The sequence below is a fragment of the Mycobacteriales bacterium genome (genome assembly GCA_035995165.1).
Classification (GTDB): domain Bacteria; phylum Actinomycetota; class Actinomycetes; order Mycobacteriales; family CADCTP01; genus CADCTP01.
Genome location: DASYKU010000054.1, coordinates 1 through 16,618 on the forward strand (window position 1 = coordinate 1; position 16,618 = coordinate 16,618).

Annotated in this window: 13 protein-coding genes; 2 read left to right on the forward strand and 11 right to left on the reverse strand. The window is 73.9% G+C overall.

What is annotated here, in order from left to right; genetic code table 11:
• Positions 1–803 (forward strand): class F sortase (locus VGP36_09150; GenBank protein HEV7654884.1); only part of this gene is annotated, 803 nt, incomplete at its 5' end.
• Positions 804–956: 153 nt separating this feature from the next.
• Here VGP36_09150 and VGP36_09155 read toward each other — a convergent pair.
• On the reverse strand, positions 957–2,735 hold the full coding sequence (locus VGP36_09155; protein ID HEV7654885.1) for an ABC transporter ATP-binding protein: 1,779 nt from the start codon (positions 2,733–2,735) through the stop codon (positions 957–959).
• 68 nt (positions 2,736–2,803) lie between these two features.
• Between VGP36_09155 and VGP36_09160 the strand changes: the two genes are divergently transcribed.
• Positions 2,804–3,223, forward strand: coding sequence for a MarR family transcriptional regulator (locus VGP36_09160; GenBank protein HEV7654886.1), 420 nt, complete (start codon positions 2,804–2,806; stop codon positions 3,221–3,223).
• A gap of 60 nt (positions 3,224–3,283) precedes the next feature.
• Here VGP36_09160 and VGP36_09165 read toward each other — a convergent pair whose 3' ends face one another.
• The 10 genes from VGP36_09165 to rodA all read right to left on the reverse strand — a co-directional run bounded on the left by VGP36_09165 (position 3,284) and on the right by rodA (position 16,539).
• A complete protein-coding gene (locus VGP36_09165; protein ID HEV7654887.1) occupies positions 3,284–4,267 on the reverse strand; it encodes a DivIVA domain-containing protein in 984 nt (327 codons plus the stop codon).
• 117 nt (positions 4,268–4,384) lie between these two features.
• Positions 4,385–5,491, reverse strand: a complete 1,107-nt coding sequence (proB, locus tag VGP36_09170; protein ID HEV7654888.1) for a glutamate 5-kinase — start codon at positions 5,489–5,491, stop codon at positions 4,385–4,387.
• A complete protein-coding gene (gene obgE / locus VGP36_09175; GenBank protein HEV7654889.1) occupies positions 5,488–6,996 on the reverse strand; it encodes a GTPase ObgE in 1,509 nt (502 codons plus the stop codon). The genes proB and obgE overlap by 4 nt, the downstream gene beginning before the upstream one ends.
• Positions 6,997–7,067: 71 nt before the next feature.
• Complete coding sequence (rpmA, locus tag VGP36_09180; GenBank protein HEV7654890.1) at positions 7,068–7,328, reverse strand: 50S ribosomal protein L27; 261 nt, start codon at positions 7,326–7,328, stop codon at positions 7,068–7,070.
• Between the two features lie 2 nt (positions 7,329–7,330).
• A complete protein-coding gene (gene rplU, locus VGP36_09185) occupies positions 7,331–7,645 on the reverse strand; it encodes a 50S ribosomal protein L21 (GenBank protein ID HEV7654891.1) in 315 nt (104 codons plus the stop codon).
• A 109-nt stretch (positions 7,646–7,754) separates the two neighbouring features.
• Positions 7,755–11,189 (reverse strand): Rne/Rng family ribonuclease, encoded by a 3,435-nt coding sequence (locus VGP36_09190; protein HEV7654892.1) that lies wholly within the window; start codon positions 11,187–11,189, stop codon positions 7,755–7,757.
• Between the two features lie 768 nt (positions 11,190–11,957).
• On the reverse strand, positions 11,958–12,782 hold the full coding sequence (locus VGP36_09195; GenBank protein ID HEV7654893.1) for a TIGR03936 family radical SAM-associated protein: 825 nt from the start codon (positions 12,780–12,782) through the stop codon (positions 11,958–11,960).
• Complete coding sequence (locus VGP36_09200; GenBank protein ID HEV7654894.1) at positions 12,782–13,366, reverse strand: Uma2 family endonuclease; 585 nt, start codon at positions 13,364–13,366, stop codon at positions 12,782–12,784. The genes VGP36_09195 and VGP36_09200 overlap by 1 nt, the downstream gene beginning before the upstream one ends.
• A 66-nt stretch (positions 13,367–13,432) precedes the next feature.
• Positions 13,433–15,352, reverse strand: coding sequence for a TIGR03960 family B12-binding radical SAM protein (locus tag VGP36_09205; GenBank protein HEV7654895.1), 1,920 nt, complete (start codon positions 15,350–15,352; stop codon positions 13,433–13,435).
• An 11-nt stretch (positions 15,353–15,363) separates the two neighbouring features.
• Entirely contained in the window at positions 15,364–16,539 is a 1,176-nt protein-coding gene (gene rodA, locus VGP36_09210; GenBank protein ID HEV7654896.1) for a rod shape-determining protein RodA, read from the reverse strand.
• Between the last annotated feature and the right edge of the window lie 79 nt (positions 16,540–16,618).

A 16,618-nucleotide genomic window follows, 5' to 3' on the forward strand; every position in this document is an offset into this window, starting at 1 on the left:
CCGACCGCCCCGAGCGGGCGGCCGATCCGGCCCACCGGCCGACCGGGCCCACCGGGCCGACCGGGCCGACCGGGTCGACCGGGTCGCCCCGGACGGGCGGGCGGCATCGCGTGCCGCGGGATCGGCTCCTGCGCGGGTTGGTCGGGGGTGGCGTGTTGCTCCTGGTCGTCGCGTGTGGCGTGGGTGCCCGGGCGGCGGCCAAGGACGGCGGCGGCGACGACCCGCCGCTGAGCGCCGCCCAGACCACCGCTGCGGCACCCGTGCAGCCCGCAACGGCCACGAAACGGCCGGGCGCCTCCTGGGGACCGGTCAGCAACCAGTCCCCGGTGGCTGCGCCGACCGAGCAGGCCGCCGCCGGCGTCCGGCCGCTGGGTGTCACGATCCCGGCGATCGGGGTCAAGGCGACCTCGCTGGTGCCGCTGAAGCTCATCCCGAAGACGGGTGAGCTGGAGGCGCCGGCGGAGTTCAGCCAGACCGGGTGGTACGCGGCCGGGCCGGTGCCGGGCGAGCCGGGGCCGGCGGTCATCGCCGCGCACGTCGACTCTACGGCCGGGCCGGCGGTGTTCTTCCGGCTCAAGGAGCTCAAGGCCGGGGACCGGATCTACGTGCCGCGCTCGGACGGCAAGACGATCACGTTCGTCGTCACCGGCGTCGAGCGCTACCCGAAGAACGCCTTCCCGACCCAGAAGGTGCACGGTCCCACGCCCGACCGGGCGCTGCGGCTGATCACCTGCGGCGGGTCGTTCGACTACGCGAAACGCTCGTACCGCGACAACATCGTCGTCTACGCGGTCCGGGCATAGCGAAGCCCCGGAGTCCACAGTGGACTCCGGGGCGGAGAACGGAAGATCATGCCGGCTCCCGGGCCGGGAGGTCAGGCCGACTCGGGGCCAGCCGGTCAGGCCGACTCCGGGGCCAGGACGGACGATCGGGCCGGATCCGGGACGGGAAGACGATCAGGCTGCGACGAGCGCGTCGGAGTCGGCGGCGACCAGCTCGGCGTACCGGCCGCGCAGGGCGACCAGCTCGTCGTGGGTGCCGGACTCCACGACCCGGCCATGGTCGAGGACCGCGATCCGGTCGGCGGACCGTACGGTCGACAGCCGGTGCGCGACCGTGATCGTGGTGCGGTCGGCGGACAGCTCGTCCAGCGCCGCCTGCACGGACCGCTCGGTCCGGGTGTCCAGCGCGCTGGTCGCCTCGTCCAGCAGCAGCACCGGGGGGTCGCGCAACACCGCCCGTGCGATCGCGAGGCGCTGTTTCTCGCCGCCGGAGAACCGGTAGCCGCGCTCCCCCACCTCCGTGTCGTACCCCTCGGGCAGCGACGCGATGAGGTCGTGGATGCGGGCGGCCCGGGCGGCGGCGACCAGCTCGTCGTCGGTCGCGGCCGGCCGGGCGAAGCGGAGGTTCTCCGCGATCGAGGCGTGCAGCAGGTACGGCTCCTGGGAGACCACGCCGACCGTCTCCGACAGCGTCGCCAGCGACAGGTCCCGCACGTCGATGCCGTCGATCGAGACCGCGCCGGCCTCGACGTCGTACAGGCGGGCGAGCAGGTAGCCGAGGGTGGTCTTGCCCGAGCCGGTCGCACCGACCACGGCCAGGGTCGAGCCGGCCGGCACGGACAGCGTGACGTCGGCCAGCGTCGGCGCGCCGGCCTCGTACGCGAATGAGACGTGGTCGAAGCGCACGTCCCCGCGCACGTTCGGCAGCGGCACCGGAGCCGGGCTCTCCTCGATGTCGACGGGCAGGTCCAGGTACTCGAAGATGCGGGCGAACAGCGCCAGCGAGCTCTGCACCTGCACCCCGGTGCGCAGCAGCGCGTTCAGCGGGTTGAACAGGGAGCTCTGCAGGGTCGTGAACGCGACCAGGGTGCCGATCGAGACGGCCGAGCCACCGCCGAGGGCGAGACCGCCCAGCCAGTACGTCAGCGCGGGCACCGCGGCGAAGGTGATCGAGATCGTGGACTGCTGCCACTTGCCGGCCATCTGGGAGCGGACCTCGAGCTCGGCCAGGCCGCTCGCGTCCCCCGCGAAGCGCGACGTCAGCTCGGGTGAGCGGCCCATGCTGCGGCCGAGCAGCACGCCGCTGACCGACAGCGACTCCTGCACCTGCGAGGTCATCAGCGCCAGCCGGCGCTGCCGCTCGGTGGTGATCCGGCGGCGCATCGCGCCGACCCGGCGGTTGATCCAGACCGTCCCGGGCAGCAGCACGAACGACAGCAGCGCCAGCCGGACGTCCATCGCGAGCATCGCGATCGCACTGGCCACCACGACGGTCGTGTTCGACACGATCGACGTCGCCGTACTGGTCACGATCGCCTGCATGCCGCCGATGTCGTTGGCGATGCGGGACTGCACCTCGCCGGTGCGGGTCTTGGTGAAGAAGGCCAGCGACATGCGCTGGAGGTGGGAGTAGACCGAGACCCGCAGGTCGCGCATGATGCGCTGGCCGATCGTGGTCGACAGCAGGGTCTGGTAGACGCCGACGATCGTGCTCACCACTGCCACAGCGACCATGCCCAGGGCGAGCAGGGCGAGCAGACCGGTGTCCCGGTGCGGGAGCGCGTCGTCGATGATGCCGCGCAGCAGGAACGGCGAGCCGAGGCTCACCAGCGAGGACGCGGCGATGAGGATGCCGACCAGCACGAGCCGGGCGGTGTACGGGCGGAACAGCCGGAAGATCCGGCGGGGGTCCACGGAGGGGTCGTCCGGGCGGACGTCAGGAAGTGGGGGCATACGGACTCCTAAGGATTCTGAGGTGGGCTCACGGTGAGGATAGCTCACTATCGAGCTAGACTATTCCGATGGAGCCCGTGAGCGGTCAGCTCGCCGACGCGGTGCAGCAGCTGTCGCGGCGGTTGCGGCACGGCGCCCGGCTCCGGCTCGCTCCGCTGGGGCTGACGCCGGGTCAGGGGCGGGCGCTGTCCGTGCTGGAACGCGCCGGCGGGCCGATGCGGATGGCGGAGCTCGCCGAGGCGCTGCGGGTGGTGCCGCGCTCGGCCACCGACGTGGTCGAGGGGCTGGAGGAGGCGGGCCTGGCACGCCGGGCCACCGACCCGGACAACCGCCGCTCGGTGCTGGTCACGCTGACCGATCAGGGTCGCGGCACGCTCGACGAGCTGGCGGCCGCGCGGCGGCAGACCGCCGAGGAGCTCTTCGGCACGCTCACCCCCGACGACCAACGCCGCCTCCTGGCCCTGCTCACCACCCTCGACCAGCAGTAGGCAGCAGTACGGCCCGGGATCCGTCAGCACCCACCCCGGGCCGTACCGAAACGAAAGGGACTAGCGGCGGGCGCCGGAGCGCGCGCCGTTGGGGGCGCGCTGAGCCGGCACCTCCGCGCTCGGCTCCTCCGCGACCGGCTCCGGGTCCGGCGCCGAGACCGCCCCGCCGGTGAGGGTGGACAGCATCTCCCGGACGTTGCGCAGCTGGTCGGTGATCGCGTCACGGCGCTTGGACAGCGACGCCAGCTCGCGCTCGCTCTCCCGGCGGCTGCGGTCGGCCTGGGCCCGCGCCTCGGCGACCAGCTCGGCCGACTCGCGCTGGGCGGCCTGCAGCATCTCCTGGGACCGGCGCTCGGCGTCGGCCCGCATCTTCTCGGCCTCGGCCCGCAGCTGGTCGGTCCGGGCCACGGTCTCGGCCAGCTCGCGCTCGGCCGCGTTGGTCCTGGCCGCGTGGTCGGACTCGGCCTTCTGCCGCCGCTTGGCCAGCGCGGTCTCGAAGTCCGCGGCGGCCTGGGCCGCGCGGGCCCGGACCGACTCGAGGTGGCCGCTGGCCTCCTCACGGGTCGACGCCGCCTGCGCGTCGGCGTCGGCACGGACCCGGGCCGCCTCCTGGCGGGCCTTGTCCAGCACCCCGCTGGAGTCGGACTGCACCTTCGCCAGGTGAGCCGCGGCGTCCTTCTCGGCGGCGTCCTGGATCGAGGCGACCTTCTTCTTCGCCTCGGCCCGCTCGCGGTCGATCTCGGCCCGGGTCTCCTCCCGGACGGCGATCGCCTCGTCCTCGGCGACCTGCATGATCTTCTCGATGCGGGCGCCGAAGCCGCTGATGGACGAGATGTTCTGCTCAGCGGCGCGGTCGTCGCCGGACTGCAGGTGCAGCTCCTCGACCCGGCCCTCCAGCTGCTTGACCCGCTCCGAGAGCCGGTCACGCTCGCTCAGCGCGCCGGTGAACTCCGACTCGAGCGAGGCGAGGTGCGCGTCGACCTGGTCGCGGTCGTAACCACGCAGAGCGACGTCGAACGGGACCGACTGAGCTGCGTCGGGCATGGAGACTTCCCCCAAGGAAATAAACCGGTGCTGGACCTCGGGATTCTGACAGGGAGTCAAGACCGACACCAGGACACGGAATGACCATTCACGGACAGCGCATGGGCGGTCACCGACCTAGGTGCGCAGAAGAACCAGATCGTCCCGGTGTACGACCTCGCGTCGGTGCTCAGGATCCAGTTCCCGGGAAGATTTTCCGAGCAGGTCGGGCAGTTCGCCGGCGTCGTACCCGACCAGACCGCGGGCCACCGGCACCCCGTCCGGCCCGACCAGCTCCACCGGGTCCCCCGCGCCGAAGTCGCCCTCGACCCCGGTGACGCCCGCCGACAGCAGCGACGTACGGCGGCGTACGACGGCCTCGACGGCGCCGGCGTCGAGGACCAGCCGGCCGCGCGGGGTGGTGGCGTGCCGGAGCCAGAACAGCCGGGACGCGGTCCGGCGGGCGGTGGCCGCGAACGCGGTCCCGATCGGTGACCCGGAGAGCGCGCCGGAGACCTGCTCGGCCGCGGCCAGCAGCACCGGCACCCCGGCCCCGGCGGCGATCCGGGCGGCGTCCAGCTTGCTGGTCATACCGCCGGTGCCGAGGCCGGAACCGCCCCGGCTGATCCGGACGCCGGCGAGGTCGGCCTCCCCCCGCACCTCCGGCACCAGCCGGGACCCGGCCTTGCGGGGGTCGCCGTCGTAGAGGCCCTCGACGTCGGAGAGGAGCACCAGCGCGTCCGCGGCGACCAGGTGCGCCACCAGCGCGGCCAGCCGGTCGTTGTCGCCGAAGCGGATCTCCTCGGTCGCGACCGCGTCGTTCTCGTTGACGACCGGGACCACGCCGAGGGCGAGCAGCCGCTCCAGCGTCCGGTTGGCGTTGCGGTAGTGGGAGCGGCGGACCAGGTCGTCGGCGGTCAGCAGCACCTGGCCGACGACGAGGCCGGACCGGGCGAAGGCCGACGCGTACCGCTCGACCAGCAACATCTGGCCCACGCTGGCCGCGGCCTGCTGGGTGGCGAGGTCACGGGGCCGGGACGGCAGCGCCAGCGGCGCCAGGCCGGCCGCGATCGCGCCGGAGGAGACCAGCACGATCTGCCCGCCGGCGGCCCGTCGGGCGGCGAGCGCGTCGACGAGCTTGTCCAGGCGCTGCGGGTCCAGCCCGCCGGCGGCGGTGGTGAGCGAGGACGAGCCCACCTTCACGACCAGCCGGTGGGCGTCGCGGACCGTGTCCCGGACGCTCATCCCCGGCGTGGACCGCCACGCCCCGGGCGGCGGTGCCGCGCGAGCGACTCCACCGATACGTCGTCGTTCTCCCGGGACTCGGCCGCCTCCGGCTCGACGCCCCCGTGCCGGCTGCGGTACGCGACCAGCCGCTCGGCCGCGCTGACCCGGGTGTTGGTCTCGACCCGGACGTCGGTGCCGCGCGGCCCCTCCACGAACTCGGCCGCGTTGGCCAGCGTCGGCTCCCAGTCGAAGCTCACGTCGCCGATGGTCACCCCGGAGCCGCGGACCGCGCCCGCCTTGGCCAGCGCGTCCTCGACGCCGAGCCGGGCCAGCCGGTCGGCCAGGTAGCCGACGGCCTCGTCGTTGCCGAAGTCGGTCTGCCGGACCCAGCGCTCCGGCCGCTCGCCGCGCACCACGAACGCCTCCGGGTCGTCCGGATCCGGCTCGACGGTGAACCCGCCGTCGTCCACGCCGGCCGGGCGCAGCACGATCCGGGTCGGCTCCAGCGGCGGCAGGCTGGCGCGGTAGCGCTCCACCTCGGCCGCCAGCGCGTACGACAGCTCGGTGAGGCCCTCGTGGGTGGCCGCGCTGATCTCGAAGATCGGCCAGCCTCGCTCGGCCAGGTCGGGACGGACCAGCTCGGCCATGTCCCGGGCGTCCGGCACGTCGATCTTGTTCAGCGCGACCAGCCGCGGCCGGGACGCGAGCGAGGTGTCGTACTGGGCCAGCTCGTGCTCGATCGCCTCGATGTCCGCGAGCGGATCGCGCCCGGGCTCCTCGTTGGCGCAGTCGATCACGTGCAGGAGAACGGCGCAGCGCTCGACGTGCCGGAGGAACTCCAGCCCCAGCCCCTTGCCCTGCGCCGCGCCCGGGATCAGCCCCGGCACGTCCGCGATCGTGTACGTCGTCCCGCCCGCCTGCACCACGCCCAGGTTCGGCTGCAGCGTGGTGAACGGGTAGTCGGCGATCTTCGGCCGGGCCGCGGACACCGCCGCGACCAGCGACGACTTGCCCGCGCTGGGGAAGCCGACCAGGCCGACGTCGGCGACGCTCTTGAGCTCCAGTACCAGGTCGCGGGCGTCGCCCGGCTCGCCGAGCAGCGCGAACCCGGGCGCCTTGCGGCGCTTGGAGGCCAGCGCCTGGTTGCCCAGGCCGCCGCGACCGCCCCGGGCCGCGATGAACCGGGTGCCGGCACCGGTCAGGTCGGCCAGCGACTCGCCCTCGGCCGTGTGCACGACGGTGCCGTCGGGGACACGCAGCTCCAGCGACTCGCCGTTCGCGCCGTCGCGGTTGCTGCCCATGCCCTGCTTGCCGTTGCCGGCCTTCTGGTGCGGGTGGAAGTGGAAGTCCAGCAGCGTGTGCACGCCCGGGTCGACGACCAGCACGATGTCACCACCGTTGCCGCCGTTACCACCGTCCGGCCCACCCAGCGGCTTGAACTTCTCCCGGTGGATGGACGCGGCGCCGTGCCCGCCATTACCGGCCACCGCATGCAGGATCACGCGGTCCACGAACGACGCCATGCCTCCACCTCCTCACACGAAGAAAGGCGGGCCCCGAAGAGGGCCCGCCTTCCGAAGAACAGCCTCGGTGCTCAGCCCTCGGTGGGCGGCAGGATGCTCACGACCTTGCGGCCGCGGCGCTCCCCGTACTTCACGTGGCCCGCGGCCAGCGCGAAAAGCGTGTCGTCGCCACCACGGCCGACCAGGTCGCCGGGGTGGAACTTGGTGCCGCGCTGGCGGACGAGGATCTCGCCGGCGTTGACCAGCTGACCGCCGAACCGCTTGACGCCCAGCCGCTGGGCGGCGGAGTCGCGGCCGTTGCGGGAGCTGGATGCGCCCTTCTTGTGTGCCATCTCTACTTCCCGCTCTCGATGCCGGTGACCTTGACCTGGGTCAGCGGCTGACGGTGACCCATCCGGCGGTGGTAGCCGGTCTTGTTCTTGAAGTGGTGGATCTTGATCTTGGGGCCCTTGGTGTGCGCGACGACCTCGCCGGTCACCGCCACCTTGGCCAGCGCGTCCGCGTCGGTGGTCACGTCCTCACCGTCGACGAGCAGGAGGGCGGGGAGGTCGACGCTGGCGCCGGGCTCACCGACGATCTTCTCGACCTCGACGACGTCACCGACGGCGACCTTGTACTGCTTGCCGCCGGTCTTGACGATGGCGTACATCGACCGCTGCTCCTCGGGTGTTGATCGCGCGAAAGCTGGTCCACCTCACGGTGGGCCAGTAGGACAGGGTACGGACCGGCCGGAGGGCGGGTCAAACCGCCCCCCGGTGTCAGTCCGTGGACACCGGCTGCGGCGGGCCCGCGGGACGGCTGGCCGCCCGCCGGCGCCGTCGCGGCGCGGCTCCGTTCGTGCCGTTCACGGCGCCGTTGGAGCCGGCTACCGGTTCCGGCGAGGCCGGGAACTCCTCGGTGCCGCCGCTCGGGGCGACGACGCCGTTGGAGCCCGCGACCGGCTCGGTCGGGTCCGGGTCGGTCGACCCGGTCCCGGTCGCGACCGACTCCAACGGACCGACCCCGTTCGACGCGAGCGGGCCGGCGCCGGAGGCACCCGGAGCGGGTGTCTCCGCTCCGGCAGCCGTCGCCGCGGTGGCCGGCTCTGCTGCCGGGGCGGCGGCGCCGGTCGCCGGGGCGGACGGGGTGTCGATCTCGATGACCGCCGGGGCGTCGGTGCTGGCCGGCGGGCTGCCGGCCGGAGCCGCTGCCCGGCGCCGGGTCCGGCGGGGACGGGTCGCGGCCGGGGCGGGCGCGTCCGGGTCGGCGACCGGCTCGGCCGCGTTCCGCACGTCCGCACCCGGGTCCGGCACCGCCGCCGCCAGGTCGCCCGACCCAGCTGCCGAAGCCGCCGGCGGCGCCTCGGCCCGTACGGTCACGTCCGCCTCGGGCTCGACCGCCTCGACCGTGTCCACGGCCTCGTCGGCCGCGCGGTGGTCCTCCGAGGCCACGTCGACCTCGTCCGGAGTCGCCGGACGGCCGTCGACCTCCTCCGGAGTCGCCGGATGGCCGCCGTCCTCGTCCGGCGTCGCCGCCGGGCGCCCGGCGAGCAGGGCGGGGGTCGGCGGACCGGCCTCCGCGACCGCGCCCCGGCGACCACGCCGGCTCTTCACCGGCGCCTGCTCCTGGCTCGTCTTGCGCACGTCGTCCACCGGGTCGAGGTGTACGAGCACCCCACGGCCGTTACAGGTCGGGCACGGCTCGGAGAACGACTCCAGCAGCCCCTGCCCGACCCGCTTGCGGGTCATCTGCACGAGGCCGAGCGAGGTCACCTCGGCGACCTGGTGCTTGGTCCGGTCCCGGCCCAGGCACTCGGTCAGCCGCCGCAGCACGAGGTCGCGGTTGCTCTCCAGCACCATGTCGATGAAGTCGATGACGATGATGCCGCCGATGTCCCGCAGCCGGAGCTGGCGGACGATCTCCTCGGCCGCCTCCAGGTTGTTGCGGGTCACCGTCTGCTCGAGGTTGCCGCCCTGGCCGACGAACTTGCCGGTGTTGACGTCGATGACCGTCATGGCCTCGGTCCGGTCGATGACCAGCGACCCGCCCGAGGGCAGGTACACCTTGCGGTCCAGGCCCTTGAGCAACTGCTCCTCGATGCGCAGGTCGTGGAAGGCGTCGCCGTCCCCGGTCCACCGGGACAACCGCGGCAGCAGGTCCGGCGCGACGTGGTCGACGTACTGGCTGATCATCTCCCAGGCGTCCTCGCCCGAGACGACCAGCTTGGTGAAGTCCTCGTTGAAGACGTCCCGGACGACGCGCAGCTCCAGGTCGGGCTCCGAGTACAGCAGGGTGGGCGCGGACTTCGTCTGCCCGGCCTTCTGCTGGATCGTCTCCCACTGCGCCTGCAGCCGCTGCACGTCGCGGGTGAGCTCCTCCTCGGAGGCGCCCTCGGCCGCGGTTCGGATGATCACGCCGGCGTTGTCCGGCACGATCCGCCGCAGGATGTCCTTCAGCCGGGACCGCTCGGTGTCGGGCAGCTTGCGGCTGATGCCGGTCATCGACCCGTTCGGGACGTAGACCAGGTAGCGGCCGGGCAGGCTGACCTGGCTGGTCAGCCGGGCGCCCTTGTGCCCGATCGGATCCTTGGTGACCTGCACGACGATGTTGTCGCCGGACTTCAGCGCGTGCTCGATCGAGCGCGCGCGGCCCTCCAGGCCGGCCACGTCCCAGTTGACCTCGCCCGCGTACAGGACCGCGTTGCGGCCCTTGCCGATGTCGACGAACGCGGCCTCCATGCTCGGGAGCACGTTCTGCACCCGGCCGAGGTAGACGTTCCCCGCGTACGACGTGGAGCTCGCCTTGGTCACGTAGTGCTCGACCAGGATGTTGTCCTCGAGCACCGCGATCTGGGTCCGGTCGCCGCGCTGACGCACGACCATCTCCCGGTCCACGGCCTCGCGCCGGGCCAGGAACTCCGACTCGGTGAGGATCGGCGGACGGCGGCGGCCGGTGTCGCGGCCCTCGCGCCGGCGCTGCCGCTTGGCCTCCAGCCGGGTCGAACCCCGGACGCCGCGGACCTCGTCGTCGCTGCTCGGGGCCTTCTCCCGCGGCGGCTGCTGCTTGCCGCCGGTCTCGCGGACGTGCACGACCGTGTCCGGCGGGTCGTCCTCGGACGTCCCGTCGGAGTCGCCCCCGCCACCACCACGGCGGCGACGGCGCCGCCGGCGGCGCGACGACGGGCGGTTGCCGTCCTCGCCGGCCTCGTCCGACTCCTCGTCGGCGTCGGTCTCGGTCTCGTCGGTGTCGGTGGCCTCGTCGGTCTCCTCGGCCCCGTCCTCGCCGTTCGTACGACCCCGGCCGCGGCCGCGGCGACCGCGACGACGCCGGCGGCGGTCCGCGGCGTCGGTCTCGGTCTCCTCGTCGGTTTCCTCGGTCGTCTCTTCCGGCTGCTCCTCGGCCACCGGCTCGGCCGGCTGCTCGGGCTCCTCGGTCCGGGTACGGCGCCGGCGGCGGGAGGTGGGCTCCTCGGCCACCGGCTCGGCCGGCTGCTCCGGCTCCTCGGTCCGGGTACGGCGCCGGCGGCGGGAGGTGGGCTCCTCGGCCGGGGCCTCCTCCGCGGGAGCCTCCTCGACCGGGGCGGCGGCCCGGCTGCGGCGACGCGGCGACGGGGTCTCGGCCTCGGTCGGCGCGACGAACATGACCGGCACCGGAGCGGGCGCCGGGCTGGTCTCGGGCGAGGTGGCGCGCCGGCGGGTACGCCGGGTCGGCTCGGCCGGGTCCCGGAACGGGGTGCCGGCGGTCGAGGCGGTCGCCGTCTCGTCCTCGATCGGCTCGTCCGTGACCGGGGGCTCGACCGTCTCGTCGCCGGCCTCGGCGGCCGCGTCCGCGGCGACGACGTCGCCGGTCGCGGGAGCCGCCTCGGGGGTGGTGGCGGGCTCGGGGGTGGCGGCGGCCTTGGTGGCGCGGCGGCGGCGTCGGGCAGGGACGGCCGGCTCAACGGTCTCGGCCGTCGCGGCGACGTCCGGCGGGACGTCACCCGCCGGACCGCTGATCGCGCTGCCGACCGGGGCGTCGCTGCTGGCGGACGTGCCGGCAGCACCGCCTGCGGCCCGGCGACGGGTCGACCGCCGGCCGGTCGTGGAGGTGGCCAGCGGCTCGCCGGCGGTGGTGTCCGTCGCAGGGGCGCCGGTCTGCGTCCCGGTCGCGGCGTCGCTGGTCGCGGGGTCGCTGGTCTGCGACGTGCTCGCGGCGGGAGCATCCGTGCTGGTCACAGGCGTGCCGGCGGGGGCGGCGGCGGTCCGGCGGGACCGGGTGCGCTTGGCCGGGGCGGCGGGCGCGCTCTCGGCCGCCTCGACGGCCGTGACCGCGGCAACCGCAGCGGCGACGTCACCGGCCGTCTCGTCCGCCGGAGCCGGCGCGCCGGCTCCGGGGGCGGGCGCCTCGGCTGCGGGCGCCTCGGCTGCGGGCGTCGGCGATCCGGCGGGCGCGGCGGCGGACCGGCGGGTCCGGGTCCGCTTCGCAGGCGCTGCAGCCGCGGCAGGCGCGGCCGGCGCCTCGGCCGACGCCTCCGAGGCGGCCACCTTGGCCGCCGGAGTCTCGACCTCAGGCTTAGGGGTCGCCTTGCGCGGCGCCCGCTTCCGCGGCGCCTTCGCCGCGGTCGGCTCGGCCGCCGCCGGCTCAGGCGCGGCAGCCCCGGCCGAGGCCGCGGAGTCCGGAGCCGCGGCGTCCGAAGCGACAGAAGCAGCTTCCGGGGCGGCCGAAGCGGCGGCCGAGGCAGCCGCCGTACTCCGTCGACGCCGCGTCCGCGGAGCCGTACCCTCCGGCGGCGTCACCGCGTTGTTCTCATCAACGGCGCCACGGGTCTCCCCGTCGGCGCCGGTCGGCTCGTTATCGAGCATCCGGTTGTCTCCGTTTCGGCTCCCGGGCGCGCACGGTGACGCACGCGACCGCACGGGAGCGGTCTGCGGTAGCACTCCTGCCCATTTGCGGCAGGCGTCCCACCTAAGTCTTCGTGGTCCCGCGTGCCGACCGGTCTTCGATCAGACCGCGGGGGTGGAGCCGACGGACGGCACCGCCTGCTCCTCCGGGAGCGGCGCACCCGCGACCTCCGAGGCCGGGATGACCGCCGCGCGATCCGGCGCGAGCGGGTCGGCGAACCGGCCGCGGTCGTCAAGCCGACCCTGCGCCAACCGGGTCGCCCGTGGCGGAGCGGTTGGCACCAGGCCGGCGACGGCACGCAGCGCGGCGAGCACGTCGTCGGGTCGAACAGCAGGTGTGACCTGCCGTACGACCAGTTCAAGTATCGCACAGCCGTCCCCGGACCCGGCGGGCGACGCGCTCGCGGCCACCACGGGGCCCCGGGCGTCGAGGTGGCGGCGCCCGTCCTTGGTCAGTCGCTCGACCTCGACGTGGTCCGTGGCGAGGAACGCGGCGACCGCGCCGGCCGCCTGCTCGGGCGTGACGCCGGGCAGCTCCAGGCGCCAGGCCGAGGCCTCGATCCGCTCCGGCAGCCCGCCCGTGCCCGGCCGGACCTCGACGCACTCCAGCACGTCCAGGCCGGGCGGCAGCGAGATGTCCAGGGCCTCCCGCAGTCGCTCGACGTCGACCGGGACGGCCAGCCCGAGCTCCAGGTACTCGGCCTCGCTGGACACGCCCGTCGGCGCCGCGCCGACGTAGGAGATCTTGGGGTGCGGGCTGAACCCGGCCGAGTACGCGATCGGCACGTCCGCCCGCCGCAACGCCCGCTCGAACGCCCGGGCGAAGTCCCGGTGCGAGGTGAAGCGCAACCGTCCGCGCTTCGCGTACCGCACGCGGACCTTCTGCACCGTGGGCGGCGGCGGCGGCCCCTCCGGTTGCCGCGCCATCAGCCCCTCCGCCGCGGGCCGACGAGGTCCGCCGGCCGCAGCTGCACCGGGAACGGCGTCTCCACCAGCGCCGACTCCCCCGCCGGCACGGTCCGCACCATCCGGTACGCCGACCCCGCCAGCTCGCACAGCACGAGCGTCGGCGCCTCCTGCTCGTCGAGGTCGATCCGCCAGTAGTGCGGGATGCCGGCATCCGCGTACACCGACGGCTTGGCCAGGCGGTCGAACCGCCGGGAGGACCGTGACTCGACCTCCACGACCACGAGCACGTCCTCCGGGGCGAACAACTTGGCCTCCGGGGTGATCGCCGACCTACGCACGACCAGCACGTCGGGCTCGAGCACGCTGTCACCGATGACGACGACGGTCTCGAGGACCGCCAGGTCGTCGGGCACCGCGGGCCGCAGCAGGGCGACGAGCTCGCCGGCGACGAGCTGGTGCCACGGGGTCGGGCCGGCGGACACGATCAGACTCCCGTCGATGATCTCGTAACGGTGCCCACCCGGCAGGTCCTGCAGGTCGTCCCAGGTCCAGCTCCGGTCGCGGGTGCTCTGGAGCACCCCGTCCACCGTCTCCGTGGTCATCGGCACCTCCTTCCGAGGATCATCGTTGTCCATCTGGCTCCCGCACCGATCTCGTTGTCCACAGGATCAGGTGAGGGCGGGGCGCATGGTCGGGAGCGGGAGGAGGGTCTTGCCGGTGGGACCGATCTGGATCTCGGTGCCCATCCCGGGACAGACGCCGCAGTCGTAACACGGCGTCCACCGGCAGTCGTCCTGCTCCTCCTCGGACAGGGCGTCCTGCCAGTCGGTCCAGAGCCACTCCTTGTCCAGCCCGGAGTCGAGGTGGTCCCAGGGCAGGACCTCGTTCTCGGCCCGCTCGCGCTCGGTGTACCAGGGGACGTCGACACCGACCGCGGCCGCCGCCTCCATCCACCGCGAGTACGAGAAGTGCTCGCTCCAGCCGTCGAACCGGCCGCCGTCCTCCCAGACCCGCCGGATCACCGCCGACACCCGCCGGTCCCCGCGGGACAGCAGTCCCTCCACGATCGAGGGCTGCCCGTCGTGGTAGCGGAAGCCGATGGCCCGGCCCAGCGAGCGGTCGGAGTTGATCGCGTCCCGCAGCAGGCGAAGGCGGGCGTCCACCACAGCGGCCGCCGTCTGCGCCGCCCACTGGAACGGCGTGTGCGGCTTGGGTACGAACGCCCCGATCGAGACCGTGCAGCGGACGTCCTTGGTCCCGGCCGCGGCCCGCCCGGCCCGGATCACGTCGTGCGCCATCGAGGCGATCTCCAGCACGTCCTCGTCGGTCTCGGTCGGCAGGCCGCACATGAAGTAGAGCTTCACCTGCCGCCAGCCGTTCGCGTACGCCGTGGTGACGGTCGAGATGAGGTCCTCGCGGGACACCATCTTGTTGATCACCCGGCGCAGCCGCTCGGAACCGCCCTCGGGCGCGAAGGTCAGCCCGGACCGCCGCCCGTTGCGGGACAGCTCCTTGGCCAGGTCGACGTTGAACGCGTCCACCCGGGTCGAGGGCAGCGAGAGCGAGGTGTTGGTCCCCTCGTACCGGTCGGCCAGGCCCTTGGTGACCGCGGCGATCTCGGAGTGGTCGGCCGAGGACAGCGAGAGCAGGCCGACCTCCTGGAAGCCGGTCGCCTCCAGCCCGGCCTTGACCATCTCGCCGATGCCGGTGATGGAACGCTCCCGCACCGGGCGGGTGATCATCCCGGCCTGGCAGAACCGGCAGCCGCGGGTGCAGCCGCGGAAGATCTCCACCGACATCCGCTCGTGCACGGACTCGGCCAGCGGAACCAGCGGCTGCTTCGGGTACGGCCACTCGTCCAGGTCCATCACCGTGTGCTTGTAGACCCGGTGCGGCACGTCCGCCCGGTTCGGCACGACCCGCCGGATCCGGCCGTCCGGCAGGTAGTCCACGTCGTAGAAGCGCGGCACGTAGACGCCGCCGGCCCGGGACAGCCGGAACAGGATCTCCTCCCGCCCGCCCGGGCACCCCTCGCCCTTCCAGGCCGCGATGAGGTCGGTGATCAGCCCGACGGCCTGCTCGCCGTCGCCGAGCACGGCCGCGTCGACGAACTCCGCGATCGGCTCCGGGTTGAACGCCGCGTGCCCGCCGGCCAGCACGATCGGGTGCTCGTCGGTCCGGTCCGCGGCCGCGAGCGGGATCCCGGCCAGGTCCAGCGCGGTGAGCAGGTTGGTGTAGCCGAGCTCGGTGGAGAACGACACCCCGAGCACGTCGAACGCGCCGACCGGACGGTGCCCGTCGACGGTGAACTGCGGGATGCCGTGCTCGCGCATGAGCGCCTCGAGATCGGGCCAGACCGCGTACGTCCGCTCGGCCAGCGCGTCCGGGCGTTCGTTGAGGACCTCGTAGAGGATCATGACGCCCTGGTTGGGCAGGCCGACCTCGTACGCGTCGGGGTACATCAGGGCCCAGCGGACGGTGGCCGCGTCCCAGTCCTTGACGGTGCTGTTGAGCTCGCCGCCGACGTACTGGATGGGCTTCTGCACGCGCGGAAGCAACGGCTCCAGCAGGGGGAAGACGGACTCCATGGCGACCGAGCCTACTCGGCGCGCCGGGCCCCGACGTTGAGCAGCAGGCCGATCGCCATCCAGTTGGCGAACATGGCGGAGCCGCCGTAGGAGACGAACGGCAGCGGCAGGCCGGTGATCGGCATGATACCGAGCGTCATCCCGATGTTGACGAACGTCTGGAACGCGAACCAGCAGGCCACCCCGCCCGCGACGAGCCGGCCGAACAGGTCCGGCGAGCGCCCGGCCAGCCGCAGCGTCCGCCACAGCAGCAGGCCGAAGAGCAGGATGATCCCGCCCGCGCCGACCAGCCCGAGCTCCTCGCCGGCGACGGTGAAGACGAAGTCGGTCTGCTGCTCGGGCACGAACCTGCCGGTGGTCTGGGTGCCGTGGAACAGCCCCGTCCCGGTCAGCCCGCCGTTGCCGATCGCGATCCGGGCCTGGGTGATGTTGTACGCGGACCCGAGCGTGTCCTGGTCCTGCTGCGTGAACGCCTTGAACCGCTCCAGCTGGTAGTCCTTGAGCACGCCGAGCGAGATCGCGCCGTAGATCACCAGCACGCCGGCCAGGACGAGGCCGCCGAGCCAGCGCGCGGGCGCGCCGGCCAGCAGCAGCACGCCGAGCACGGTGAACACGAACACCATGGCCGTGCCGAGGTCGGGCTGCAGCATGACCAGCCCGAGCGGTACGGCGGCCAGCGCCAGCACCAGCGGCACGTCCGCGCCCCGGGACGCGTGCTCCTGGGTCCGCCGCTCGGCCAGCAGCACCGCCATCCCGGCCACCAGCGCGACCTTGGCGAACTCGCTCGGCTGCACCTGGAACCCGCCGCCGAGCACGATCCAGGAGTGCGCGCCGTTGATCGTCGACCCGATCAGCAGCACCGCGACCAGGCCGAGGCAGGACGCCACGTAGATCAGCGGCGCGTACGCCCGCAGGGCCCGGTAGTCGACCAGCGTGAACACCAGGCACAGCACCAGCCCGATCGCCAGGTTCACCAGGTGCCGGCGCAGGAACGAGTCCGGGTCGGCGCCGGCGTCCAGCAGCCGCGGCCGGGTCGCCGACCAGACCAGCAGGGCGCCGATCAGCGAGAGCGCCAGCGCGGTGCCGGCGATCACCCAGTCGACGCGCCACCTGAAGCCCTCGTGCTCGCGCGGCCCGACCAGGCCCCGCCCGAGCGGAGCCCGACCCAGCGGCGGCAACCCCGTCACTGTGCCCGCTCCTCGGACAGACCGGCAGGCGCGAGCGCCGGCTGGTCGGCCCTCCTCACTCCCGGCGGGCGCTGCGAGC